Origin of the sequence: Claveliimonas bilis (genome assembly GCF_020892095.1) — a bacterium.
In the GTDB taxonomy this organism is placed as follows: domain Bacteria; phylum Bacillota; class Clostridia; order Lachnospirales; family Lachnospiraceae; genus Claveliimonas; species Claveliimonas bilis.
Genome location: NZ_AP024845.1, coordinates 2,531,598 through 2,555,148, shown reverse-complemented (window position 1 = coordinate 2,555,148; position 23,551 = coordinate 2,531,598). Strand labels below are relative to the sequence as shown.

Below are 23,551 nucleotides of genomic sequence, written 5' to 3'. Positions count from 1 at the left end.
TTCGTTGTAAACGGTACTGATTTTGTTGTGAATGGTACTTATTCTGTAAACACAAGAACTTCCAGACTATATACAGACCCTTCTTTTTCTTCACGGATCTGCTGTTTCATGCTGCCATGATATTTTTCTGCCACATAAGCAATATTTAAAAGACCAAATCCATGCTCCTTTTCGTTTTTCTTATCAGTGCATCCTGGCGGCATGATCTTTTTTTGCGGACAAACCGGATTCTCAAACACAAAACATGCCATTTTCCCCTGACAGGAAATTTTTAACCTGATCCAGCCATTCTGCTGCTCACCGTCCTCTTTCCTGTCCATCTTTGCCGCTGACGACCTTTCCAGCTCTTCCAGTGCATTATCCAATGCATTTGCAAATATGGTACAAATATCCATCGCCTGCATTTCAATTTCACATGAAAAATTTCCGTCCAGAGAAAATGAGACTCCCATCGCTTGTGCAAGAAGGAGTTTTTCATTTAAAATTGCATCCACAATCTCATTTCCAGTCTGCACGGCATGATCTGTTTGACGAAGCTCTCCCTCCAGATTTTCCAGATAAGTTCTCATTCTGTCCAGGTCTCCTGTCTCTGAAAGTCTGCACAGACATGCCAGATGGTTTTTGATATCATGACGAAATCTCCTAAGTCTCACTTCCTGTTCCTTATAAGCGCGGAAATGTACCAGCTCGGCTCTCATATAATGTTCCCCTATAGTTGTCATATATTGAAAATATCCCTTTTTGTTTCCCTGTTGTACCAAAGCAACTGCAGAAACTTCAAGAAATACGATAGACAGACATCCAAGACCTGTCAAAAATCTCGACATATCCTGCGAAAGTCCGGCTTCGTATATGGTTATCAGGAAAGAGCCCACTGCAAAAAGGAAAATCCCCACTCCGTGAAGAAAGTTCCTCTCCCACCTTCCAAGCTGCCTGTAAGCACTTTCTTTGGCCGCCCTCTGCCGGAATCCCGCACCTTTGATATAGAAAATCAAGACAACTATCCAGAAGATTCCGTCCGAAAGAAGTGCATTTTCTCTTTCCGGAAGATAGGCTCCTGTCACCAGATATGGAACAGCATAGAAAAGCGCCGTAATCCCTACCAAAAATCCAAGCGCCGGAATCAAAAGAAATATCCCTCTTATCCTGTGACTTTCCCTTGTCAAAAATATATAGACACCAAAAAATAAAATTCCTGTAATCTGTATATCTTCCCAAATTCCGGGAAGCATCTGAACAACAAATGTAAAAACAAAAAAGGCTGTTCCATATATGAATTGAGCCTTTCTATTTTTCAGAACCGGCTCCAGATAAACATATCGGCTCACAGCCAAAAGCGCCAGCAAAATCTCCGCCATCTCTATACAGTTATATAAACATAATGCCAATTTCCCCATACTTTTTGCACCCTGTCAGTTCTCTTTCACCCATTTAGACATCATCCTCTGAAAGGATTCTCTTCGGTTGCGCCCTACCGGAATCTGCGTGCCCTCTGTTAAAAAGACCTTCTTTCCATCATAGGAATATACTTTTCTAAGATTAATGATCCAGCTTCTGTGAATCTGGAAAAACTGTTCTTCAGGAAGCTGGAATAGCTGATCTTTTATTTTGCCTCTTATCAAATAGCGTTCCTTTTCTGTCTGGATAGAAAGATATACGTTCTCACTTTTTAAATAAAGAATTTCCTCCACAGGGATAAAAAGATCCTTTCCATCCACCCTGACAGATAAGCGTCTTCCTTCCGCTTCCATTTTTTCTACAGATTCCAAAGCCTGGTGCAGCTTTTCTTGCTCCACCGGTTTTCCAAGAAACCGAAAAGCCCCCACTTCATAGCCCTGCATAGCATATTCTGTATGACTTGTCAGAAGAATGACCGGTATGGAAAGTCCCATTTCTTTTACTTTTTCTGCTGTATCTAATCCTGACAAGCCTGGCATTTCAATATCGAGAAAAATGCATCGGTAGATCTGCGGATTCCTTTTTATCACTCGAAGAAGATCTTCTCCGGAATGAAATGTTTCAATCATTACATCCAGACTTTTATAGTACTGTTCCAGTTCTTTACGGATCATTTCCAGGAAGATGGGCTCATCGTCACATACTGCTATTTTCATCTGGCATTTCTCCTCTCATCTCCTGCAAAAGAATATCCCCGCTGTGGATCGCCCGGATCTTTTCTCCCATGATTTTTTTCATCATTCGGTATGGCTCCTCACCCGTACAGTGTCCGGTATAGTAGATCGTCGGCGTCTCTTTTAAAACTCTGGCTGTCTCCTCAATGTTTCGGATATCTTCCGCAGTGTAGCCTTTCTTTTTCTTCATATGGAAGCCGCTGATCACTGCATCCGGATAACTGTGGTAAATCTTCCTATAGCGTTCCAGAATGTTAAGGATCCCATTATGTGCGCATCCGGAGAGAAGATAATGCTTTCCATCCTGCCTGATCACGAGGCACTGTTCATGGTCGAACACATCCTGAACAAACCCCTTTTCTGTCCTTCTTTTCAGGACCCGGTTCCCTTCCGGCCACAGTTTCCTTCCGGAAATATGGGAAAATAGGAAAAGTTCCTCATCGATCCTGTAATCTCCGTCCAGCAAAACAGAGCGTGAATCCTCCGGAATATCAGGATCTATTCCGATATACCTGACTTCTTCTTCCTCCACATGATAAAAGGCTCCTCCGGCTGTCCTCTGCATGTAAATAACTGCCTTTTGATTGCATTCCAAAAAGCCGGGAATCCCTCCGCCATGGTCGTAATGGCCGTGACTTAAAATTACCGTATCCACTCCCGCCATATCGATCCCGAGCATCCCGGCATTTTTAAGGAACTGACTGCTGGCCCCTGTATCCATCAGAAGCTTATGCTTCTTCGTCTCTATGTATAAACTAAGCCCATGCTCGCTAAGGCATCCCTCTCGTCCGGAATCATTTTCCATTAAAACTGTAATTTTCATTTTTAACAGCCTCCCAGGATATAATTTTTTATGGCAGCCGCCACCCCGTTTTCCTCATTTGACGGAAGTACGTAATCTGCCTTTTCCTTTAGTTTTTTCACGCCATTTCCCATGGCAAATTTCAGTCCGGAAGCCTCAAACATGGAAAGGTCGTTCTCCCCGTCCCCGATACAGGCAATCTCGCTCTTTTGGATCCCAAGATGACCGGAAAGCGCTGTAAGCGCTGTTCCCTTGGACGTATTACGGGAAAAGATTTCCATATATATTTTCGTACTGGCAAAAGAAAGCTGAGGAAAATTTCCCAAAATCTTTTCCAGCCTGATCCTTGTGCCCGGTGCAAGGAAATACAACTGGATCTCCTCCACCCCTTTGTTCCTGCTCCGGATATAGGACGCCATATTTTTTACAGGCTCCACTCCCCTGGCGTCTTTTCCGTAAAATGTTCTCCCCATAAGAGCAAGCATTCTTCCCTGTATCAGATAGACATGCTCCATGTGGGCCGCGATTCCTGCCCCGCTTCCGGCACACTCCTCTAAAAGTGAAAGGGCGGTCTCCTTAGAAATATCAGAACAAAGCAAACTTTTATCCAGCTCACAGTCTGTCACCCGGGCTCCATTGGAACTGATCACATACCGATAGATATCTTTCCTTCCCGCCAGCTGATGAGGCAGGCAAAAAAGGCATCTTCCGGTAGTAGGCACTACCGTAATCCCCGACTTTGCCGCTGCCTCCAGCGCCTTTTTCGTTTCTTCTGTCATCAGGCTCTTCCTGTTTAAGCAAGTGCCGTCCATATCCACAGCAAGCAGTTTTATCATAAGTCCTTCTTCATCTCCTGATTTTTATTCCATATAAATTTCCATACGCGAGATCAGATTTGTTACATTCAATTTATTGGCAAAAAGCTGCCGGTAGGTTTTATTTCTCGTTTACTCCGCCTGCACAGGAACTCTTCCCAGACCCAGAAATACAGTTGTCCCAACGCCGGGTTCTGATTCGATCCAGATACTGTGCCCCAGCTTATCCGCCACCTGTTTGCAAAGATACAGCCCTATACCGGTAGACTTTTTGTGCTCTCTTCCCGTATAGCCGGTAAAGCCCCTTTCAAATACACGGGGAAGATCCTCTGCATAAATACCGATTCCGGTATCCTGGATCATCAGGGTAAGCTCATGCTCCTTTCCTTCGGATACACGGATCGATATTTCTCCTTCCTTTGTGTATTTCAGCGCATTGGATAAAAGCTGTTCCAAAATAAAGGACAGCCATTTTTCGTCTGTGAGCACGATCCGGTCTGATTCCTGATAATTCAATTTCAGCTTCTGCAAAATAAAAAGTCTGGAATATTTTCGTACTGCCTGTTTAATTAATTTATCCAGAGAATACCACTGCAGCACAAGATCTTTGGAAATATCCCCGATACGCACATAGGTCATGACCATCTCCACATATTGTTCTGTGCGAAAGAGCTCTTTGTCCATTTCCTTTAGAAAACTGTCTGATCCATGTTCCTGCCCTTCTTCCTGCAAAAGAAGACGCATTGCCGCAAGGGGCGTTTTGATCTGGTGCGCCCACAGACTGTAATAATCTACACTCTCCTGTCTTGCAATGGCGGCGTCTGACTCTTTCTCCATCTTCTGATCCCAGAGAACCGACAGCATTTTCTGGTACTGCTCCTCTGCCAGAGTATCTGCACTTTGCGCTCCCGGCCTTAAAAAAGAAATGTTTTTCAGCATTTCTTCCCTTTCTCTGCTTCTTCTTACATAACGGACAAAATTTGCACTCCCCCACAAAATCAGCCATATCATCGACAAAAAGACTGCGTATGACATGGCCTCCATCCGAACTTCATAGAGAAGCCCCACTATCAAAATAATCGCTGCGGCTCCAAAGTAACCAACGATTCCTCTCCAGTGTTCTTTTAAATAGTAGCCTGCTGTTTTCATGCTTCCACCATATATCCAATCCCTTTTTTTGTCACGATCATCTGTTCCAGGCCTACCCCGGCCAATTTTTTCCTGAGCCTTGCCACATTGACTGTCAGTGTGTTCTCATCAATAAAGGCGTCGCTTTCCCACAGCCTTGCAATGATCTCGTCCCTGGAAACAATTTTTCCTGCATGTTCCAGTAAAATCTGCAGAATTCGAAATTCATTTTTCGTCAGTTCTATTTTCTGCTCCTGATAGATCAGCGAAGCATCCGACAAATTGAGGATACATCCTTTGTGTTCAATAATATTGGTATTCCCTCTGTAAGAATAAGCCCTTCGGAACATTGCCTGCACCTTCGCTGTCACCACATTCAAATCAAAGGGTTTTTCAATAAATTCATCTCCGCCCATATTCATAGCCATAACAATATTCATATTGTCTCCTGCCGCTGACAGAAAAATAATGGGCACATCGGAAATCCTGCGGATACTGCTGCACCAGTGATAGCCATTATAAAAGGGCAGTCCGATATCCAGAAGTACAAGATCAGGCTGAACGTTTGAAAATTCTTCCATCACATTTTTAAAATCCTCTACACAATATACTTCATAGTCCCAGCCTGACAGATGTCTTTTCAAAGCCTGTGCAATTGTTCTGTCATCTTCCACGATCAAGATACGGTACATAATCCCTCCTAAATTTTCCTTCTTCCTGATAGTATTCTACATGATAAATCCATCCTTGAACAGTAATTTAAAAATTTTCCTGCAAGATATATCATAAAATAAATATAGAAAAAGCACTCTGAAGATTCCTTGTCTTCAGAATGCCCTTTCTAGAATTATCCTTAAATTTTCGCAATATCGATCAGTGTCAGCTTCTTGATATCTGTATTTTCCAGACTGGTGATCAAAGCTTCCGCTGTATCAATAGCCGTGAGCACGTTTACGCCTGTCTCAATGGCATTTCTTCTGATCACGAATCCGTCTCTGGAACGATCAGCGCCCTGAGGCGGCGTATCGATGACAAGATCGATCTCATGTCCCAGGATCAGGTCCATAAGGTTCGGAGATTCCTGCTCGATCTTGTTGACCGGGATCGCTTTTACTCCTCCGTCCTGCAGTGCCTTAGCTGTACTTCTTGTAGCGAAGATCTTGTAGCCGATCTTTTCAAAGCGGCGTCCGATCTCTACTGCTTCCGGCTTATCCTCATCCCTTACGGTAATGATCATGTTCTTGTACTTCGGCAGTTTGATTCCTGCTCCCAGGAATGCTTTGTAAAGCGCCTCGTCAAAGGTGCGGGCAATACCCAGACATTCTCCTGTTGACTTCATCTCTGGTCCGAGGCTGATATCAGCGCCCCGGATCTTCTCAAAGGAGAATACCGGCATTTTAATGGCAAAGTAATCCGCCTCTTTCTGGAGTCCCGGCGTATAACCAAGGTCTTTGATCTTGTGTCCGATGATAACCTTTGTTGCAAGAGGAACGATCGGAATGCCTGTCACCTTGCTGATATAAGGAACCGTACGGCTGGAACGGGGATTTACTTCAATGACGTATACTTCCTCACCGCACACAATGAACTGAATGTTGATCAGTCCGATGACATGCAGGGACTGCGCCAGCTTTCTTGTATAGTCCTCAATGGTTCTCTTTGTCTTCTCCGAAATACTCTGTGCCGGATAAACGGAAATACTGTCTCCGGAGTGGATTCCCGCACGCTCGATATGCTCCATGATACCCGGAATCAGGATATCCTCGCCGTCGCATACCGCATCTACTTCGATCTCTTTTCCCTGAAGGTACTTATCAACAAGAATCGGGTGATCCTGTGCAATCCGGTTGATAATACCGATAAATTCATCAATGTCGTGATCGTTGATGGCAATCTGCATTCCCTGTCCGCCAAGTACATAGGATGGACGCACAAGAACCGGATAACCCAGACGGTTTGCAACCTCTTTGGCTTCCTCTGCTGTAAAGACGGTTCCTCCGGTCGGACGCGGGATTCCGCATTTTTCCAAAATTTCATCAAACAGCTCTCTGTCTTCTGCTGCATCTACATTCTCGGCAGATGTACCAAGGATCGGCACTCCCATCTTCATCAGTGCCTCTGTCAGCTTGATAGCAGTCTGTCCGCCGAACTGCACAACCGCTCCGTCCGGTTTCTCCAGATCGACAATACTCTCCACATCTTCCGGTGTCAGAGGCTCAAAATACAGCTTATCTGCAATGTCAAAGTCTGTACTTACTGTCTCCGGGTTATTATTTACAATAATCGTCTCATAGCCTTCTTTTGAGAATGCCCATGTACAATGCACAGAACAGAAGTCGAACTCGATTCCCTGTCCGATGCGGATCGGCCCGGAACCAAGAACAAGTACCTTTTTCCGGCCGCTTGTCTCCTCCACTTCATTCTCACTTCCGTATACGGAGTAATAATATGGCGTCGCTGCCGCAAACTCTGCCGCACAGGTATCTACCATCTTGTAGGAAGCGGTGATTCCATACTCGTGACGCATATCGTGGATCTGACGCTCCGTATTGCCGGTCAGAGCCGCGATCACATTGTCCGGAAATTCCATTCTCTTGGCTTCTTTCAGGATGTCCGCTGAAAGTGATGTTGTCTTTAAGGTCTGCTCCATCTCTACCAGACGGGCAATCTTATCAATAAACCATTTGTCAATCTTTGTAATACGGTTGATCTCATCATAGGAGATACCTTTTCTGATGGCCTCTGCGATCATCCAGATCCGGCGGTCATCTACGATCTCAAGCTTTTCCAGAAGCTCCTCTTTAGTAAGATCGGAGAAATCATAGGACATCAGGCTGTCCACATGCTGCTCCAGAGAACGGATCGCTTTCATCAGTGCACCCTCGAAGTTGTCGCAGATACTCATGACCTCTCCGGTCGCCTTCATCTGTGTTGTCAGCGTACGTTTCGCACTGATGAATTTGTCAAACGGAAGTCTCGGCATTTTTACGACACAGTAATCCAGCATAGGCTCGAAGCTTGCGTATGTCTTCTGTGTAACCGCATTTTTGATCTCATCCAGTGTATAACCAAGGGCAATCTTAGCTGCAACCTTTGCGATCGGATATCCGGTAGCTTTGGAAGCAAGCGCTGAAGAACGGCTGACACGCGGATTTACCTCGATAACGCAATATTCAAATGTCTCCGGATGAAGAGCGTACTGCACGTTACATCCTCCGGTGATGTTCAGTTCACTGATAATGTTAAGAGCTGAGGTACGCAGCATCTGATACTCTTTATCTCCCAAAGTCTGGGACGGAGCTACTACAATACTGTCTCCTGTGTGAACGCCTACCGGGTCGATATTTTCCATATTACATACTGTGATACAGTTGCCGTTTCCGTCACGCATCACCTCGTACTCGATCTCTTTCCATCCGGCGATGCAGCGCTCTACCAGAACCTGTCCGACACGGGAGAGACGAAGTCCGTTTTCCAGGATCTCTACCAGCTGTTCTCTGTCATGGGCGATACCGCCGCCGCTTCCTCCCAGAGTATAGGCCGGACGAAGCACAACAGGATAACCGATCTTCTCTGCAAACTTAATACCATCCTCTACATTTTCCACAACGAGGGACGCTGCACATGGCTCTCCGATCTTTTCCATGGTAGTCTTAAATTCCAGACGGTCCTCCGCTTTCTTGATCGTTTCGGAGGTTGTACCGATAAGGCGGACATTATTTCTCTTAAGGAAGCCGTTTTCTTCCAGCTCCATGGCAAGGTTCAGAGCTGCCTGTCCTCCCAGAGTAGGAAGCACGCTGTCCGGCTTTTCCTTCAAGATCAGCTGTTCTACCACTTCTACAGTCAGCGGTTCAATGTAAACACGGTCTGCAATATCCTTATCTGTCATAATTGTAGCCGGGTTGGAATTGAGAAGCACAACCTCAAGCCCCTCTTCTTTCAGAGAACGGCACGCCTGTGTTCCCGCATAGTCAAATTCTGCAGCCTGCCCGATTACAATCGGTCCGGATCCAATCACCAGTACCTTTTTAATATCTTTATTTCTTGGCATTAGTTTGCTCCTTTCATCATATCCATAAACCTGTCAAACAAATAACCGGAATCCTGCGGTCCCGGGCATGCTTCCGGATGGAACTGAACCGTAAAGATGTTCTTTCCGATATAAGAAAGTCCTTCGTTCGTTCCGTCGTTGACATTGACAAAAGCTTCCTTTGCCACAGACGGATCAATGGTGGATGCATCCACTGCATACCCGTGATTCTGTGAGGAAATATATACCCGGTTGTTGCTTAAATCTTTCACCGGATGATTTCCTCCTCTGTGTCCGTATTTCAGCTTATATGTCTTTCCTCCATTTGCCAGGGCCATAAGCTGATGTCCCAGACAGATGGCAAATATCGGGATATCTGTGTCATAGAGCTTCTTGATCTCTGCAATGATCTCGGTACAGGTTTCCGGATCTCCAGGGCCGTTGGAGAGCATAATGCCGTCCGGTTTGGATGCGATGATCTCCTCTGCCGATGTATCAGCCGGATAAATGGTCACGCGGCATCCTCTCTTATTAAGAGAGCGTGCAATATTATTCTTTGCGCCGAAATCCATCAGAGCCACTTTCGGTCCGTTGCCCTCCAGCACGTATGGCTCCTCACAGGTTACCTTGGATACCACATCTCCGACTTTGTATGCGTGAAGTTTCGGGATAATCTCATCAAGATCATAGTTTTCATTGGTCGTGATCATTCCGTTCATCGTACCTTTTTCTCTTAAGATCTTTGTAAGGGCACGGGTATCAATTCCGGCGATTCCCGGAATATCCTGCTCCTTCAGGAAATCCTGAATGGTGCCCTCGCATCGGAAATTGCTGGGCATTCTTGATAATTCTCTTACGATGTAACCGTCCGGCCATGCTTTCTTTGATTCCATATCCGGTGTTATTCCGTAATTTCCAATTAATGGATAGGTCATAACTACGGCCTGTCCTGCGTAAGAAGGGTCAGTCAGCACCTCCAGATAGCCTGTCATGGAGGTATTAAATACAATTTCACTTATCATGTCTTTCGTAGAACCTATGCTGGTTCCTGTAAAGACGGTTCCGTCTTCTAAAATAAGAAACGCTTTCATTTATTCACCTTTTCCCTTCACTTTGTTTTAATGGCAATATGTAAAGTCATGTTTTGCCCCATAAAAAAGGCAGTCCGTGCAAGCACAACTGCCTTTCTATGTCTATTTCCAGCGACAAATCATGTCTCCACAAATTGTATTGATTATACTACAATCTAAGACTTTTTTCAACCACTTCTCGCATTTTTATTTTTGTTCTTACATCCGCATAGCGTCAACTATTGTCGGCGTAATCTCTCCCAAAGGGTAAATGCCTCCTGTTTGCATCAAGATTTTGTATAGGTCAATCACCTTCCGGACTTTTTTGCATATACTATATGCAACAGACTTAAATGGCCTGAGAGGTTCTTATTATGAATGGTTCCATTCCCACTAATTCAGACACTCCCTCCAAGGGAAAACTTCAGATCAATGTTACATCAGAAATCAATCACTTTCCTGTATCCGGTGCCAATATCCGCATTTCCTACACCGGAATACCTGACAGTACAATAGAGGAAGTGACCACGGATTCCTCCGGACAGTCAGAAACTCTGGAGCTCGATGCCCCTCCGGTAGAATACAGTCTGGACGTCACTTCAGAAGAACAGCCTTATTCGGAATATACCCTTCTTATCACTGCTCCGGGATTTGAAACAATCAGCATTGCCGGCACAGAAATCCTTGCAGATGTCACTGCCATCCAGAACATACAGATGCGTCCGTCTGATTCTTCGGAGACGGGGGAAGAACGGTTCGTGATTCCCGCACATACTTTATATGGAATCTACCCGGAGAAAATTCCTGAAGCAGAGATCAAACCTGTCAATGAAACCGGGGAAATCGTATTAAGCCGCGTGGTTGTACCGGAATATATCGTGGTGCATGACGGAAGCCCCCGGGACAGTACAGCTCGGAATTATTATGTCAAATATAAGGATTATATCAAAAATGTAGCGTCAAGTGAAATATATGCCACCTGGCCTGCCAATACAATCCGTGCCAATGTTCTTGCCATCATGTCTTTTACTTTAAACAGGGTTTACACGGAGTGGTACCGGAATCAGGGTTTTGACTTCACTATTACTTCCTCCACTGCTTTTGACCACAAATGGATTCCGGAACGGAATATCTACGATACCATTTCCGTTATTGTAGATGAATTGTTTGCCAGCTATCTTTCCCGCCCCAACGTCCGGCAGCCGATCCTGACACAGTACTGTGACGGGCGGCGCGTGCAGTGTCCCAACTGGATGACACAGTGGGGGTCTAAATCGTTGGGAGATCAGGGCTACTCTCCTATTGAGATCCTCCGCTACTATTACGGCGCAGATATGTATATTAACACCGCAGAGGCAATCTCCGGTATCCCATCCTCCTGGCCGGGTTACAATCTGGAGATTGGGTCTTCCGGCAATAAGGTCCGACAGCTTCAGGAACAGCTTAATGTAATTTCAGATGCGTATCCGGCCCTTCCAAAGCTGACTGCCGACGGAATTTACGGACCTGCCACTGCTGAAGCAGTCCGAAAATTCCAGGAAGTGTTTGGGCTTCCCGAAACCGGAATCACTGATTATTCGACCTGGTATAAAATTTCAGAAATTTATGTCGGAGTATCAAGAATCGCTGAACTGACCTAGATGAAATCTCCCACAGCTTCTCACTGTGACTCCGGCAGCCGTCAAAAGAAAAAAAGAGTTCCGCAAGCGGAACTCTCGCGCCGAGCGCGGTCGTTTTAGCAACAGCTTCCACTTCGCGCGAGTGCGCATCCCGCGGAGCGTTTTATTTAATAGGAAAGAAATTTCCTATTAAATAAAATAGCGGCAGAAACTATATCAGTTCCTGCCGTTCAAAATACTTCATTAAAATATCTGCACAATTTTCCAGACCCAGATCCGATGTATTCAAGATCATATGGTAATTGTTAACATCTCCCCACGCCTTTCCTGTATGTTCATGGTAGTAATCTGCCCTCTCCTGGTCTGTCATCTCTATCTTGTTACTTGCTTCCTCATAGGTCAGATTTTCTTTCCCCATAATTCGCCGGATACGATCCTCCTTATCTGCGCACACATAAATATTAAACGCATTTCTCTGATCTTTCAGGATTTCAGAAGCGCAGCGTCCCAGGATAATGCAGGGCTTTTCTGCCAGTTTCTTTATCACTTCCACTTCGGATTCATAAGTATGCCTGCCAAGCTCTTCCTCTACATTCACCTTGTCATATACCGGAATGCCAAGCCTTTCTGAAAGCTCCTGTGCAATCCTGCTTGCTCCTGTACCGTATCGCCGGCTCATTGTTATTACTAATTTCATACCAATTCCTCCTTTGTAGTCCAGTTTACGCTATGCCTGCTGCCGGGCCCTTCACGCTCTCGCTTCCGGGCTTTCGCATGTGTGCTGTCCGCCGTGCCAGCTCGCGCCCTTCCAGGCTCTCGCTCACGGGCTTTCGCCCCCTATACCAGCCGCCGTGCCAGCTCGCGCCCTTCCAGGCTCTCGCTCACGGGCTTTCGCCCTATAAAAATGCGAAAACCTCAAATCGCCTGCAAGCAGGCGTTTGCGTTTTCCACATTTTTGCACGGCTCATTGCCTACGTGGACATTATACCACAGCTTCTCCGGGATGTACAATCTGCTTTACCCATTCTTTGCGGATCTCCCAGATATTTCCGCAGACATTGAAAATAGTCCAGTTGTCAATTTCAAACACTCTAAGCCAGCTCTCTTTTATGCGGGCCTCCTCCTGTGGATATTTTCCCGCATACCTGCCCTGGAAGAACTCAAATCCGTTTACAACGCCAATATCTTTCAAGTGCTGTTTATACTCCTGTCTGTCCGTTTCATCTTTGGGAAGGTAGATCCGGTTTAGCACATAATCCCACTTTCCTTCATCGAAATAGATGATCTTCTCCGCCGGCACTTCCAGAACATATACCACTGTTCCTTCAATGGGCTTCAGGCAGTTTTCCCTGCTGATGGAGCACCAGATAGGCGCATGTACGTCTGCCGGTTTTTCCACTCTCCTGGCCGCCTCCTCTGTAAACCAGTCGTAGCTTTCCATAAAAAGAGGCGCAATGTCTCCGAAATGAAGCTCCACGTATACTCTCTGGTTGATGATCCTTCCATCTCTTTCCAGCTGGTACAAAGTTTTGTCATTCTGCCTTGTATAAAGCCTGACCATCTCCCCGCCGGATCCTTTTTTCGCATCTTGGTCCACCATTTTCTGCCATTCTCCTTTCTATTTTCTCAAATTTCTTTCACGTGTTCTTACCTGGCTCCGCTTCCGGTATACCAGGCCGCAATTTCTTTTCCCCAAAGAAGACCTGCAGCCATCCCGGCACTTAAAAACGGTCCAAAGGGAATGGACTCTTTCCCGGTAATCCTTCTCGTCAACACAAGGGGCGTCAGCACAATTCCGCACAGCAAAACGGCAATTCCGCCAGCCGCTATCATTCTTATCGCTCCCAAAAAGGCTCCGCCGGCTGCTGCCAGCTTAATATCTCCTCCTCCAAAGGCTCCCGGCCGCACCATCGTTATGGCTGTCATAGGCAGGCTGATACACAAAAGCCCTGCCAGCCTCTCTGGCAGAGCCATCCCACCGCTCCACATATCTGCAGCCGCAAGTAAGATCATTGCTGCCGGTATGCCATCCGGTATTTCCCTTTTTAGCACATCTCCAAAGGAAACCCACAAAAGAAGGCTAAGAAAAACTCCTTCCAGCAATTTCTCTGTCATAAAATTTCAGCAATGCTTTCACAGATCTCACTACTTATCGCCTCTTACGCTTCCCCCGTCATTTCATATTCTTCGAATAATTCCTTCACTGCCGCTTCATATGCTTCCAGCTTCTCTGCTTTACGGATACGCTTGAGAGGCTTTTTGGCATCTGCAAAAATCTGTCCCATATAAGCCCACAATTCTTTCATCTTGAAAAGCACCGGCTTAGGCCCCGGCATCTCTTCTTTATAGCCTTCATAAACCTTATCGTGAAATTTCAAAAGCAGCTCTTTTCCCGGCGCTTCTTTGTTTTGAAGCCGTAAGATCAGCCCCGGATCCCGAAGGAATCCTCTGCCGATCATAACCTTATCTATCTGCGGATAAGCACTGGTAAACCGATTTAAGTCTCCAACCGTAAGAATATCCCCATTGTAGCACACAGGACTTTTCCCCTTTTCGGCAGCATAGCCAAAGGCCTTCATATCCGGACGCCCCTGGTAGAAATCCTGCTGGGTTCTCGGATGAACGATCAGCTCTTCCAGCGGATAACGATTGTATATCTCCATAAGACGTTCAAACTCGTCAGGATCATCCTTTCCGATCCTTGTCTTTATGGAAATACGCATATCCGGCATCTTTTTATCTCTGTCTGTAAAGACATCGTCCAAAAATCGCTCCAGCTTGTCCGGTATTGCCAGAAATCCGGATCCTCTGTACTTTGAGACAACTGTTCTGGACGGACATCCCAGATTGAGATTGACCTCCTTATATCCAAGACTCTCAAGCTGAAGGGCTGTCACAGTAAAATCCCCGGCGTCGTTGGTCATGATCTGGGGAATCAGGAAAATTCCCCGATTATTCTCCGGATCAATATCCTTCTTCTCCCTGGCGCTGAACTTCCCCTTCTGATTGGGTGCAATAAAAGCGGTAAAGTATTTGTCCACACCAGGAAAACAGGCGTCAAAAGCCTTCCGGTGAATGGGTCCTGTAATCCCTTCCATAGGCGCAAAGTAGTATTTCATGTTCTCCCTCTCTTACGTCACTTTGTCTTACTACTTTAGCATGATTCCAAATAAAAGTCCAGCGACGCCAAAACAGGGAAAGCTCCTAAGCTTTCCCTGCCTGTTATTCCCTGACACGCGGGAATACGATTTCCACCCGGAACAGATCTGCTTCTGTGGAGATTTTCAGTGTGCCGTGCATCAGCTCTGTAAAAGATTTGGCTATGGACAGTCCCAGCCCGGAGCCTTCTGTATTTCTTGATACATCTCCTCTGACGAAGCGGTCTGTGATCTCATCTGCGTTGAAATTCAGCTCTGCGGCCGAGACGTTTTTCATCCGTACAGACACATTGTCCTGTTCTTCTTTCACCTCAATAAATACGCGGGTATTAGGGAGGGCATACTTGGAAATGTTGACGATCAGATTTTCAAAGATCCGGTACGCCTTTTCGCTGTCCAGCTCCACAATAACCTTCTCTTCGGGCACATCCCATTTCACTTCCAGTCCCGCTGCCTTTAAATTCCTGTCGTACTCCAGCTCTATCTGCTTCAGAAGTCCTATGATATCCAGTTTCATAAAGTGCAACGTCACATTGTGGCTGGTTGCCTTGCTGATCTCAAACAAATCCTCAATGAGCACTTTCAGTCGCTGCGATTTCTTCTCCAGTATCCCGATATATTCCTTTCTCTTCTCTTCATCTTTTTCATTTTTCAAAAGATCCACATAGGTGATGATGGCTGTGAGCGGCGTCTTTAAGTCATGGGATACATTTGTAACCAGGTCGGTTTTCATCCTCTCACTTTTCATCTCTTCTTCTACTGCCCTGCGGAATCCTTCCTGAATCTTCCTAAGCTCATCCTGCACCGGATTAAATATTCCTGCATCTTCGCTGATCTCGGTATCCAGATCCCCTGCCGCCAGACGGGAGGTTGTTCTCAATACACTTTTATACTGCTCCTGCACCTGATCCAGATATTTCCTGAGGAAAAGGAACAAAATGATAGAATAGGCGATCAGTACGCCGATACCAAATACCCAGAAGAAGGTAATGATAAAAAGCACGACAAAATTCATGATCACCACTTTCAGGATCATCTTGTTTGTCTTATCTGTGAAATCAAAGTGGAGAAGAAGGTCATACTGACGGCGGAGAAAATCTTTGAATCTCTGCCATACTCCTCCCGCCGTATTCTTTGCCCCCCGGACACTGCGGGTACCTCCCCGTTTCACCCACAGGATAAAACGTATTGTCCACACCCTCTGACGCCAGTATTCTTTTCCCATGACGAACATGGGACGAAGGCAGGTTACAAGCCAGAATACAATGCCAAAGCTAAACGCCCACACAAAGAAATTCAAAAGATAGGAAACGGCCGTATTGACAGGGGCCTCTGCCGGAGATACGATCAGGATCAGTTCATGATTCATAGTTTTCCAGATCATGCGCGCCTGATAAAACAGCGTAGAAAAGAATATGACCGCCACCAGCAAAACGATCTCCAGGGGAGCCCGGAAAAGAGCCGGCCCGTCTGTTCTTTTCCAGAACGGCAGTAAAATCGCCGCTGCTGCTGTTATCCCCACAAAAAGCAGAAAAATCCAGAAAAAGCCATCACTTTCCAAAACCCAGTATACGTCCGCCGACTCTTCATCACCCATCCGACCGGTATACAAATATTCCGTCAGATTTTCTTCCGTCATTCCGTACCGCACCGTCACATTCTCCGGATTGGAAATCTTCCGGAATCCATTATAGTCAAAATCATACTCCAGGTCTTCCTGCGCACTGATCAAAGCCTGCTCCATCCCATAGGCCGTTTCCCTATCCAGCCTGCTGCCGGATACCCCGACAGAACTTACCTGCCCGTGGCTGTCAAACACAAATTCCACTTTAAGCGCATAACGTCCGTCCTGCCCGCTCTCCAGCGCTTCCTGTACATCCTGTTGGCTTTCCAGAAGGATGTTCCCCTCCTCGTCCGTAATGCTGTAATCCGTATACCGCTCCAGAAGGCGAAATTCATTATACGCATTTTCCTCCAGTACATCCGCCTGGGAAGTTTCCTTTGAGAGCTGATTATAAAGGACATAGTTCCCTTCTGCCAGGGAAGTAAATTCATCTACATACAGCCCAAGTTCATTGCCGCTCTCATTTCTGTCTTCCTGTGCACTGTTCCGGATAGACGGATAGAGAAGGATCATTCCCGCCGAACAAATGCAGAGAACAAGGAGCACTGCCAGCCATACAATTTTAGGATTGTTTTTCAATTTTGTATCCAACACCCCACACCACCTTTAAATATTTCGGATTTTTCGGATCCAGCTCTATTTTTTCGCGGATATTTCTGACATGGACCATAACCGTATCCGTTCCCACTGCCTTTTCCTGCCAGACTCTTTCATAAATTTCTTCCGCCGAAAATACTCTTCCGGGATTTTTCGCAAGGAGAAGGAGGATCTTATATTCAATAGGCGTCAGCTTCACCGGTTTTCCATCCACTGTCACTTCCACTGTCTCCTCATTGATCTCCAGTCCGCCGATCACGTGGACGTTTTCCTTCACTTCCAGCTTCTCCATAAATTTCCGGTACCGCCGAAGCTGTGAGTTTACTCTCGCCATAAGCTCCATAGGCGTAAAAGGCTTTGTCACATAATCATCTGCCCCGAGATTCAGTCCGGTGATCTTATCGACTTCCTCTGATTTGGCTGAAAGCATAATGACGGGGAAATCATACTTTTCCCGAAGTTTCATTGTCATCTGGATGCCGTCCATCCGGGGCATCATAATATCCACGATCGCCAGATGGATCTCTTCTTGTTCCAGTACCTTTAAGCCTTCCACTCCGTCTGCAGCCTGAAACACCTCATACCCCTGGCTCCTCAAATATATTTCTACGCCTTCCCGTATTTCTTTGTCATCTTCCACAATTAAGATATGATTTGCTTCCATGGTTCCCTCCTGCTAAATATTCTCCTGTATTCCTTCCTGAGTATAGCACTTTTGCCTCACTCATAAAACCACATTTCCTTGCCCTTCCCGATGCCGGAAGCGGCGGGATATTCTTTCTTCTCACAACGCCGTAATTGTGCGCAAATACAGACACTCTCGAGAAAGGCAGCGGAATCGCATATTCATCCCAGCGCCACCAAAGACGGATACAGGCAGAATATTCCAGGGTAAATCCTGTAAATTCTTTTTGCATCTGTTCTGAAAAATAGAAAGCCAGTTTCTTCGGTTCGTGCCTGGGTCCCAAAGGACCGTCCAATGCCGCCGCGATCGACTCTTCCTCTTTTGCAAGATCTTTCTGTATCGATTTCAACGTATGATAGGAAGCCTTTCCGTCGGGCACTCTGACTGCTTTTCCTCCGCAGCTTTCCACCATATCCTGAATATAATCTCCCCGGCGGTCCGCAGTGACGATCACATTGACCGGTCCTGCACTTAAGGCCAGTTCTTCCAGTATAAGATTCATACAGAAACTGTCTTCATGCCAGAAGCCGAAAATCTGTCCTTCGCGTCCCACTTCGTTTTCTTCCCACTGAATACGCACAGTTCGTTTAAGTAATTTTAAATAACCTTGAAAAAGATACTGCAGCATGTTCCCTTTCACCCGCTGTCTCCTCCTTCCATTTTGCCTCCATACAATTGGTATAGATCTGCTCCTCTCTTGCAGCCAGAGCCAGATTCCGGTAACCGGATACGCTCTTTTTGGCCTCCTCCCTCATCTTTCCCCTGCCGGGACCTTCCAGAGCCTTCCAGATCTTCATGCACCACTCCTGCACATCCTCTTTCGCCAGATATCCGTTGCATCCGTCTTCTATCGCGTCTTCCACTCCATTTGCCCGGATGGCTATCACCGGACATCCGCTTGCCAGCGCTTCCTGGATCACAATACCCTGAGTCTCTGACTTTGAAGAAAATAAGAAGAGATCGCTTGCCTGCAGATAAGCTGGAAGTTCTTCATTGGGAATATTTCCGGTAAATGTTACACAATCCTCCAGTCCCCATTGGACTGCTGTCTTCTCCAGTTCCCCTTTCAGACTTCCCTCTCCGATAAGAAGGAGCCGGAAAGACTCCATGCCTTCTTCTTTCAGTTTTTTCATCCCTTTTAATAAGAAGAACAGATTCTTCTCTTCCTCCAGCCTGGAAACTGTACAGAAGAGATACTTCTTATCCTTTCCATACTGCTTCCTGACTGCAATCGCCGTCTCTTTGTGTTCCTCAAAGAACCCCTCGTCCAAGCCTGTGGGAAATACTTCCACCAAAGAAGAAGTTCCATTCAGCAGGATGTCTCTTTTCATTCCTTTTGTCGGTGCAAGTACGGTATCACACCGGTTAGTAAACCATCTCATATACCAGGGGATCACCCTCTCTCTGGCCGCGCGGATCAGGAGCCTTCGGATTGCTCCTGCCTTTTCTTCTTCCCGGAATACCGGAAGATAATGAAGATAATCCTCATAACGTGTATGGTACGTATAGATAATGGGAATATGGTATTTTCTTCCGAGATACAAAGCCATATTTCCCATATAAACCGGCTGATGCACATGGATGCAGTCAAACTTCTCCCTTCGGAAGGCACTCTCTGTCTCAGGGCTGAATAATCTGGGATATACCATCCCATTGGCCATCCGTCTTTTCCGGATCCGGCAGCGGATCACTCCCTCTTCTTCCTCTGTATCTCCATAATCCGGTGCAAAGATCATCACCTCATGCCCCAGTTCTCTTAAAGCCTTAGCCTGCCGTTCAATGGAAATCGGCACGCCTCCCACAAAAGGTTTGTAATTGTTTGTCAGCATAGCAATTCTCATTGTCTTTCCCTCCTCCAGCTATCAGATACGAATTGCGGCTTCTCCGAAGAAATATCCGGCTCCTACAAATACCAGATTCCACAAAAAGATTCCAAGCGTAGAGCTTATAGTATATTTTATGAAATCCATTTTCACCATACCGGCCGGTATAGAGATCAGTGTGCGCACCATCGGCAGAAGTTTGCTCACAAACACGCCGATACACCCTTTTTCCCGCAGCATCTCTATCTTTCCTTCAATGACCGGCTTTTGTTTTGGAAATTTCCTGAAATAAAAACCCAGCACCTTCTCTCCCCCGGCCCTTCCCAGAAAATAAAGCGCCCAGCTTCCTGTAAGACCTGCCGCCACTGTCAGTATCATAACCATGAAAAAACTGATCTCTCCCTGAGATGCCCATATTCCGGCCAGCGGCATAATGACTCCCGCCGGAAATCCCGGCAGATTCAGGTATTCCAAAAGCACGATGAGATAAATAAAAAAAGCTCCGTATTCGAGAAAATATTGTGTTAATGTCTGGATATTCATAGAAGCGTCCTCCTTGTTATTTTTAGGATACCCCAAAAATCTAAAGGAGGACGCTATAAGAATCGAAAGATTTTCTAAAGAAAATTTAATGTTTTATGATGTTTTATTGTAAGGTCCTGATCATCATGACCGTCTCATAAGGCCGCAGCTCATTTGCTTTCATACTGCTGTCGTAATTGCTAAGAAGCACTTCGGCTTCCTTCCACTCTTCCGGCCAAGTACACTGCGCCGGACGGTCCGTAAAGTTGGCCCATACCAAAAGCTCTGACTCTTCGTCGGTTCTTGTATAGGCAAAAATCTGCTCATCTTCCTCAAGAAGCAACGAGAATACGCCGTCTGCAAAGACAGGATATTCTTTTCGCAGTCTGATAAGCTTCTGATAATAGCGAAAAACAGAATCCGGATCCGCCATTTCCCTGGCAGCGTTGATCTCCCGATAATTGGGATTGACTGCAATCCAGGGAGTTCCTTTTGTGAAACCTGCATGTCTGCTCTCATCCCACTGCATCGGTGTACGGGCGTTATCCCGGCCTTTTGCATAGATAGAGGCCATCACTTCCTCTTCGGAATATCCCTCTTCCATCCGCTCTTCATACATGTGCAGCGTTTCAATATCTTTATACTGGCTGATATCATCAAAATGCACGTTGGTCATTCCAAGTTCTTCTCCCTGATAAATATAGGGAGTTCCCTGCATTCCATGCAGCACAGATGCCAGCATCTTGGCGGATTCCACCCGGTATTTTCCGTCATTTCCCCATCTGGAGACAATGCGGGGAAGATCATGGTTGTTCCAGAACAGGCTGTTCCATCCTTGTCCTGCCAATTCTGTCTGCCATTTTGCAAGAGTCTTTTTCAGCTTCACAAAGGGAAGAGGGCTAAGATCCCACTTCGTCTTTCCCTCCTGCTGGTCAAGACCGATGTGTTCAAACTGAAATACCATAGAAAATTCACTGCCGTCAGGATTGCTGTAAAGCTTCGCCCTCTCGGTATCCGCACCCCATGCCTCTCCTACTGTGATCAGATCGCCCTTCTGGAACGTCTCCTTGCTTAACTCCCGGATAAATTCATGAAGCCTTGGGCCGTTATTTGTAATTTTCAGATCCGGCTCCTTGGCGATCTGGTCGATCACATCCAGCCGGAAGCCCCCGACGCCCTTATCCATCCACCACAGGATCATATCGTAAATCTCGCGGCGCACCTTGGGATTTTCCCAATTAAGGTCCGGCTGTTTTACGGAAAATTGATGAAAATAGTTCTGTCCAAGCTCCGGCACCCATTCCCATGCCGGTCCTCCAAACACAGATTCCATATCATTGGGAAGTTTGCTCTCTTTTCCATCTCTCCACACATAGTAATCGTGGTAAGGATTGTCTTTGCTTTTCCTTGCTTCCCTAAACCAGCGGTGCTCATCGGAGGTATGATTCAGGACAAGATCCATAATAATGCGTATTCCGCATTCTTTTGCCTTCTGAATCAGTTCTTCCATGTCATCCAGCGTCCCGAACATGGGATCGATATCCTGGTAATCCGAGATATCATAGCCATTGTCATCCTGGGGAGAGCGGCATACAGGGGAGAGCCACAGGGCGCCAACTCCCAGCTCTTCCAGGTAAGGCAGCCTTTGTATGATCCCCCTGATGTCGCCAATTCCGTCGCCGTTACTGTCCTGGGAGCTGCGGGGATAGATCTGGTAAACTACTGTATCCTTCCACCATTTTTTCTCTGTCTTAACCATTTGCAACTCCTCCTTCTATCGTTTCTTCTTTCTTCGGATCAGAGTTCCGTTTTTTTCTAAAATACCGTCTTTGTATTTTCTGGAAAAAAGGATTTCTCCTTCCGGTCTTACTTTCATCTCATTTTCCGAACAGTTCAAGAGAACCTCCAGCTCATTCTGGTTTTCGTCCAACTTAATGTACTCCACACATCTCTCATTTTCATATTCCCCCGGAAAGTGGAAATAGAGGCTCCTGCAGGCGTCCTCTTCTTTCCTCATCCGGATCAAAGATTTTACAGACCAGATCTTTTCCTGATTTTTGGGAGTCTCAAGCTCATCCCATGGCATACATCTCCTGCAGTCCGGATCGTGTCCGCCCTCCATGGCGATCTCTGTACCATAATAGATACAGGGACTTCCCGGCATGGTAAAGAGCACGGCAAGCTGCTGGTAAAACATATCCAGATCATGAAAACGGTTCATCAGCCGCTCCGTATCATGAGAATCCAGAAGGTTGAACATGACATTGTTATTCTGCTGCATATACATGGTATAGCAGCGGTTTATCATATACTCAAACTCCTCTTTTTTCATCCCTTTGTCCAGGAAAAAGTCATGGATCCCGCTCATCAGCGGATAATTCATCACAGAGTCATACTCGTCCCCAATCAGCCATTGGCTTGCATCATGCCAGATCTCTCCCAGAAGATAAATATCCTCTTTGCATCTCTTTAAATGTTCCCGAATCTTTTTCAGAAAACGGTGGGACACTTCATTTCCCACGTCAAACCGGATCCCGTCAATATCATAATCTGTGATCCACCCTTCACACACGCCGCAGAAGTAATCGATCACTTCTTCATTGTTGGTATTGATCTTCGGCATCTGATCGGCGAAAGCAAAGGAATAAAATCTGCCGTCCCTTGTATCCGCACGCTTTTTGAGAAGCGGCCAGGTCTGCACCATAAACCAGTCGGCGTAAGGAGATTTCTGTCCTTTCTCCAGCACATCCTGCCATGGAGCAAACTTAGGACCACAGTGGTTAAACACTGCGTCCACCATGATCCGAATACCAAGACTATGAGCCTCCTTTACTAATTTCGCAAATGTTTCTTTATCTCCGAAATGAGGATCGATCTTTGTGTAGTCTGTAGTGTCGTATTTGTGATTGGACTCGGCCTCCATGATAGGATTCAAATAGATGCCAGTAATTCCCAGATCCGCAAGATAGGGAAGCTTTTGCCTGATTCCCTCCAGGTTGCCGCCAAACCTCTCCTCATTGGTGACCTTGCCTTTTCTCCAGGGAACGAAATCCTCTTTTCTTTCCCCTTCTATTTCCCCGCGGCAGAACCGATCCGGAAAGATCTGATACCATATCGTATCGTTAACCCACCCCGGGGTGCAGTTTACATCCGCCGGATTCATCCATGGAACGGTAAAGCACTGGATCATCCGCCCCTCCATGTCTATCTGGTCTTTTGTCAGAAAACCGTCTTCACAGTAATACCAGATCTCCGTTTCCGTATGGAGTTCAAAATAATACTTGCATCTTTTGTAAGGCGGCTGAAGGGTTGTGGTCCACCAGATCTGATGGCGGAGCCGTTTCTTAAATACGATCTCCTCCCTTGTTCCCGTCCACTTCTCATTTCCTCCCAGGATTCCTGCTTCAAAGGGATCCCCGTGATGAATGAACACCCGTCTGACGTCATAGCCGGTCTTAAGGTTTACCACCAGCTCATTTTCATTGAGCGCATAGCTCATCTGTTCCGATGTTTTATGATAAACTCCTGTAAATTCCATTGCTGTCC

20 protein-coding genes are annotated in these 23,551 nt (G+C 46.2%); 1 reads left to right on the top strand and 19 read right to left on the bottom strand.

The genetic code is table 11. The annotated features are described in order from the left end of the window. Positions 1-38 precede the first annotated feature (38 nt). The 8 genes from EUBC25_RS12345 to EUBC25_RS12310 form a co-directional block, all read right to left on the bottom strand. Complete coding sequence (locus EUBC25_RS12345; RefSeq protein WP_230105784.1) at positions 39-1,397, bottom strand: sensor histidine kinase; 1,359 nt, start codon at positions 1,395-1,397, stop codon at positions 39-41. Positions 1,398-1,412: 15 nt separating this feature from the next. After that, positions 1,413-2,114: a LytR/AlgR family response regulator transcription factor gene (locus tag EUBC25_RS12340; RefSeq protein WP_230105783.1), complete on the bottom strand. Its 702-nt coding sequence runs from the start codon at positions 2,112-2,114 to the stop codon at positions 1,413-1,415. Next, on the bottom strand, positions 2,095-2,955 hold the full coding sequence (locus EUBC25_RS12335; protein WP_230105782.1) for an MBL fold metallo-hydrolase: 861 nt from the start codon (positions 2,953-2,955) through the stop codon (positions 2,095-2,097). The genes EUBC25_RS12340 and EUBC25_RS12335 overlap by 20 nt, the downstream gene beginning before the upstream one ends. A gap of 2 nt (positions 2,956-2,957) precedes the next feature. After that, positions 2,958-3,770: a Cof-type HAD-IIB family hydrolase gene (locus tag EUBC25_RS12330; RefSeq protein WP_230105781.1), complete on the bottom strand. Its 813-nt coding sequence runs from the start codon at positions 3,768-3,770 to the stop codon at positions 2,958-2,960. A gap of 111 nt (positions 3,771-3,881) precedes the next feature. After that, positions 3,882-4,898, bottom strand: a complete 1,017-nt coding sequence (locus EUBC25_RS12325; protein WP_230105780.1) for a sensor histidine kinase — start codon at positions 4,896-4,898, stop codon at positions 3,882-3,884. Then, positions 4,895-5,569: a response regulator transcription factor gene (locus tag EUBC25_RS12320; protein ID WP_230105779.1), complete on the bottom strand. Its 675-nt coding sequence runs from the start codon at positions 5,567-5,569 to the stop codon at positions 4,895-4,897. Before EUBC25_RS12320 ends, EUBC25_RS12325 begins: the two co-directional genes overlap by 4 nt. Positions 5,570-5,730: 161 nt before the next feature. Then, positions 5,731-8,928 carry a carbamoyl-phosphate synthase large subunit gene (gene carB, locus EUBC25_RS12315; RefSeq protein WP_230105778.1) on the bottom strand — a complete coding sequence of 1,066 codons (3,198 nt, stop codon included), beginning with the start codon at positions 8,926-8,928 and terminating at the stop codon, positions 5,731-5,733. After that, positions 8,928-9,998, bottom strand: coding sequence for a carbamoyl phosphate synthase small subunit (locus EUBC25_RS12310; protein ID WP_230105777.1), 1,071 nt, complete (start codon positions 9,996-9,998; stop codon positions 8,928-8,930). Before EUBC25_RS12310 ends, carB begins: the two co-directional genes overlap by 1 nt. A 353-nt stretch (positions 9,999-10,351) precedes the next feature. On the opposite strand from EUBC25_RS12310, the gene EUBC25_RS12305 reads away from it, so the two are divergent. Then, a complete protein-coding gene (locus tag EUBC25_RS12305) occupies positions 10,352-11,617 on the top strand; it encodes a peptidoglycan-binding protein (RefSeq protein WP_230105776.1) in 1,266 nt (421 codons plus the stop codon). Positions 11,618-11,807: 190 nt separating this feature from the next. On the opposite strand, the gene EUBC25_RS12300 is transcribed toward EUBC25_RS12305, so the two are convergent. The 11 genes from EUBC25_RS12300 to EUBC25_RS12250 form a co-directional block, all read right to left on the bottom strand. Further along, the gene (locus EUBC25_RS12300; RefSeq protein WP_230105775.1) at positions 11,808-12,293 is read right to left on the bottom strand and encodes a cytidylate kinase-like family protein; all 486 of its coding nucleotides are present in this window, start codon (positions 12,291-12,293) and stop codon (positions 11,808-11,810) included. 285 nt (positions 12,294-12,578) lie between these two features. After that, complete coding sequence (locus tag EUBC25_RS12295; protein WP_230105774.1) at positions 12,579-13,196, bottom strand: DUF3841 domain-containing protein; 618 nt, start codon at positions 13,194-13,196, stop codon at positions 12,579-12,581. A gap of 47 nt (positions 13,197-13,243) precedes the next feature. Continuing rightward, a complete protein-coding gene (locus tag EUBC25_RS12290; protein ID WP_230105773.1) occupies positions 13,244-13,711 on the bottom strand; it encodes a prepilin peptidase in 468 nt (155 codons plus the stop codon). Positions 13,712-13,755: 44 nt separating this feature from the next. After that, positions 13,756-14,715 (bottom strand): tRNA-dihydrouridine synthase family protein, encoded by a 960-nt coding sequence (locus EUBC25_RS12285; RefSeq protein WP_230105772.1) that lies wholly within the window; start codon positions 14,713-14,715, stop codon positions 13,756-13,758. Between the two features lie 103 nt (positions 14,716-14,818). Continuing rightward, positions 14,819-16,969 carry a sensor histidine kinase gene (locus tag EUBC25_RS12280; RefSeq protein WP_331471468.1) on the bottom strand — a complete coding sequence of 717 codons (2,151 nt, stop codon included), beginning with the start codon at positions 16,967-16,969 and terminating at the stop codon, positions 14,819-14,821. Beyond that, the gene (locus EUBC25_RS12275; RefSeq protein WP_230105770.1) at positions 16,941-17,639 is read right to left on the bottom strand and encodes a response regulator transcription factor; all 699 of its coding nucleotides are present in this window, start codon (positions 17,637-17,639) and stop codon (positions 16,941-16,943) included. The genes EUBC25_RS12280 and EUBC25_RS12275 overlap by 29 nt, the downstream gene beginning before the upstream one ends. Next, on the bottom strand, positions 17,605-18,213 hold the full coding sequence (locus EUBC25_RS12270) for a DUF374 domain-containing protein (protein WP_230105769.1): 609 nt from the start codon (positions 18,211-18,213) through the stop codon (positions 17,605-17,607). Before EUBC25_RS12270 ends, EUBC25_RS12275 begins: the two co-directional genes overlap by 35 nt. A gap of 34 nt (positions 18,214-18,247) precedes the next feature. After that, the gene (locus EUBC25_RS12265) at positions 18,248-19,501 is read right to left on the bottom strand and encodes a glycosyltransferase (protein WP_230105768.1); all 1,254 of its coding nucleotides are present in this window, start codon (positions 19,499-19,501) and stop codon (positions 18,248-18,250) included. Between the two features lie 21 nt (positions 19,502-19,522). After that, complete coding sequence (locus EUBC25_RS12260; RefSeq protein ID WP_230105767.1) at positions 19,523-20,026, bottom strand: DedA family protein; 504 nt, start codon at positions 20,024-20,026, stop codon at positions 19,523-19,525. Between the two features lie 103 nt (positions 20,027-20,129). Then, positions 20,130-21,764: a glycoside hydrolase family 13 protein gene (locus EUBC25_RS12255; RefSeq protein ID WP_230105766.1), complete on the bottom strand. Its 1,635-nt coding sequence runs from the start codon at positions 21,762-21,764 to the stop codon at positions 20,130-20,132. Between the two features lie 15 nt (positions 21,765-21,779). Beyond that, the gene (locus tag EUBC25_RS12250; RefSeq protein WP_230105765.1) at positions 21,780-23,543 is read right to left on the bottom strand and encodes a glycoside hydrolase family 13 protein; all 1,764 of its coding nucleotides are present in this window, start codon (positions 23,541-23,543) and stop codon (positions 21,780-21,782) included. Positions 23,544-23,551 lie beyond the last annotated feature (8 nt).

Excerpts from the sequence above, each read along its gene's own strand:
- EUBC25_RS12345 (WP_230105784.1), bottom strand. The coding sequence starts at position 1,397 with ATGGGGAAATTGGCATTATGTTTATATAACTGTATAGAGATGGCGGAG.
- EUBC25_RS12340 (WP_230105783.1), bottom strand. The coding sequence starts at position 2,114 with ATGAAAATAGCAGTATGTGACGATGAGCCCATCTTCCTGGAAATGATC.
- EUBC25_RS12335 (WP_230105782.1), bottom strand. The coding sequence starts at position 2,955 with ATGAAAATTACAGTTTTAATGGAAAATGATTCCGGACGAGAGGGATGC.
- EUBC25_RS12330 (WP_230105781.1), bottom strand. The coding sequence starts at position 3,770 with ATGATAAAACTGCTTGCTGTGGATATGGACGGCACTTGCTTAAACAGG.
- EUBC25_RS12325 (WP_230105780.1), bottom strand. The coding sequence starts at position 4,898 with ATGAAAACAGCAGGCTACTATTTAAAAGAACACTGGAGAGGAATCGTT.
- EUBC25_RS12320 (WP_230105779.1), bottom strand. The coding sequence starts at position 5,569 with ATGTACCGTATCTTGATCGTGGAAGATGACAGAACAATTGCACAGGCT.
- carB (WP_230105778.1), bottom strand. The coding sequence starts at position 8,928 with ATGCCAAGAAATAAAGATATTAAAAAGGTACTGGTGATTGGATCCGGA.
- EUBC25_RS12310 (WP_230105777.1), bottom strand. The coding sequence starts at position 9,998 with ATGAAAGCGTTTCTTATTTTAGAAGACGGAACCGTCTTTACAGGAACC.
- EUBC25_RS12305 (WP_230105776.1), top strand. The coding sequence starts at position 10,352 with ATGAATGGTTCCATTCCCACTAATTCAGACACTCCCTCCAAGGGAAAA.
- EUBC25_RS12300 (WP_230105775.1), bottom strand. The coding sequence starts at position 12,293 with ATGAAATTAGTAATAACAATGAGCCGGCGATACGGTACAGGAGCAAGC.
- EUBC25_RS12295 (WP_230105774.1), bottom strand. The coding sequence starts at position 13,196 with ATGGTGGACCAAGATGCGAAAAAAGGATCCGGCGGGGAGATGGTCAGG.
- EUBC25_RS12290 (WP_230105773.1), bottom strand. The coding sequence starts at position 13,711 with ATGACAGAGAAATTGCTGGAAGGAGTTTTTCTTAGCCTTCTTTTGTGG.
- EUBC25_RS12285 (WP_230105772.1), bottom strand. The coding sequence starts at position 14,715 with ATGAAATACTACTTTGCGCCTATGGAAGGGATTACAGGACCCATTCAC.
- EUBC25_RS12275 (WP_230105770.1), bottom strand. The coding sequence starts at position 17,639 with ATGGAAGCAAATCATATCTTAATTGTGGAAGATGACAAAGAAATACGG.
- EUBC25_RS12265 (WP_230105768.1), bottom strand. The coding sequence starts at position 19,501 with ATGAGAATTGCTATGCTGACAAACAATTACAAACCTTTTGTGGGAGGC.
- EUBC25_RS12260 (WP_230105767.1), bottom strand. The coding sequence starts at position 20,026 with ATGAATATCCAGACATTAACACAATATTTTCTCGAATACGGAGCTTTT.
- EUBC25_RS12255 (WP_230105766.1), bottom strand. The coding sequence starts at position 21,764 with ATGGTTAAGACAGAGAAAAAATGGTGGAAGGATACAGTAGTTTACCAG.
- EUBC25_RS12250 (WP_230105765.1), bottom strand. The coding sequence starts at position 23,543 with ATGGAATTTACAGGAGTTTATCATAAAACATCGGAACAGATGAGCTAT.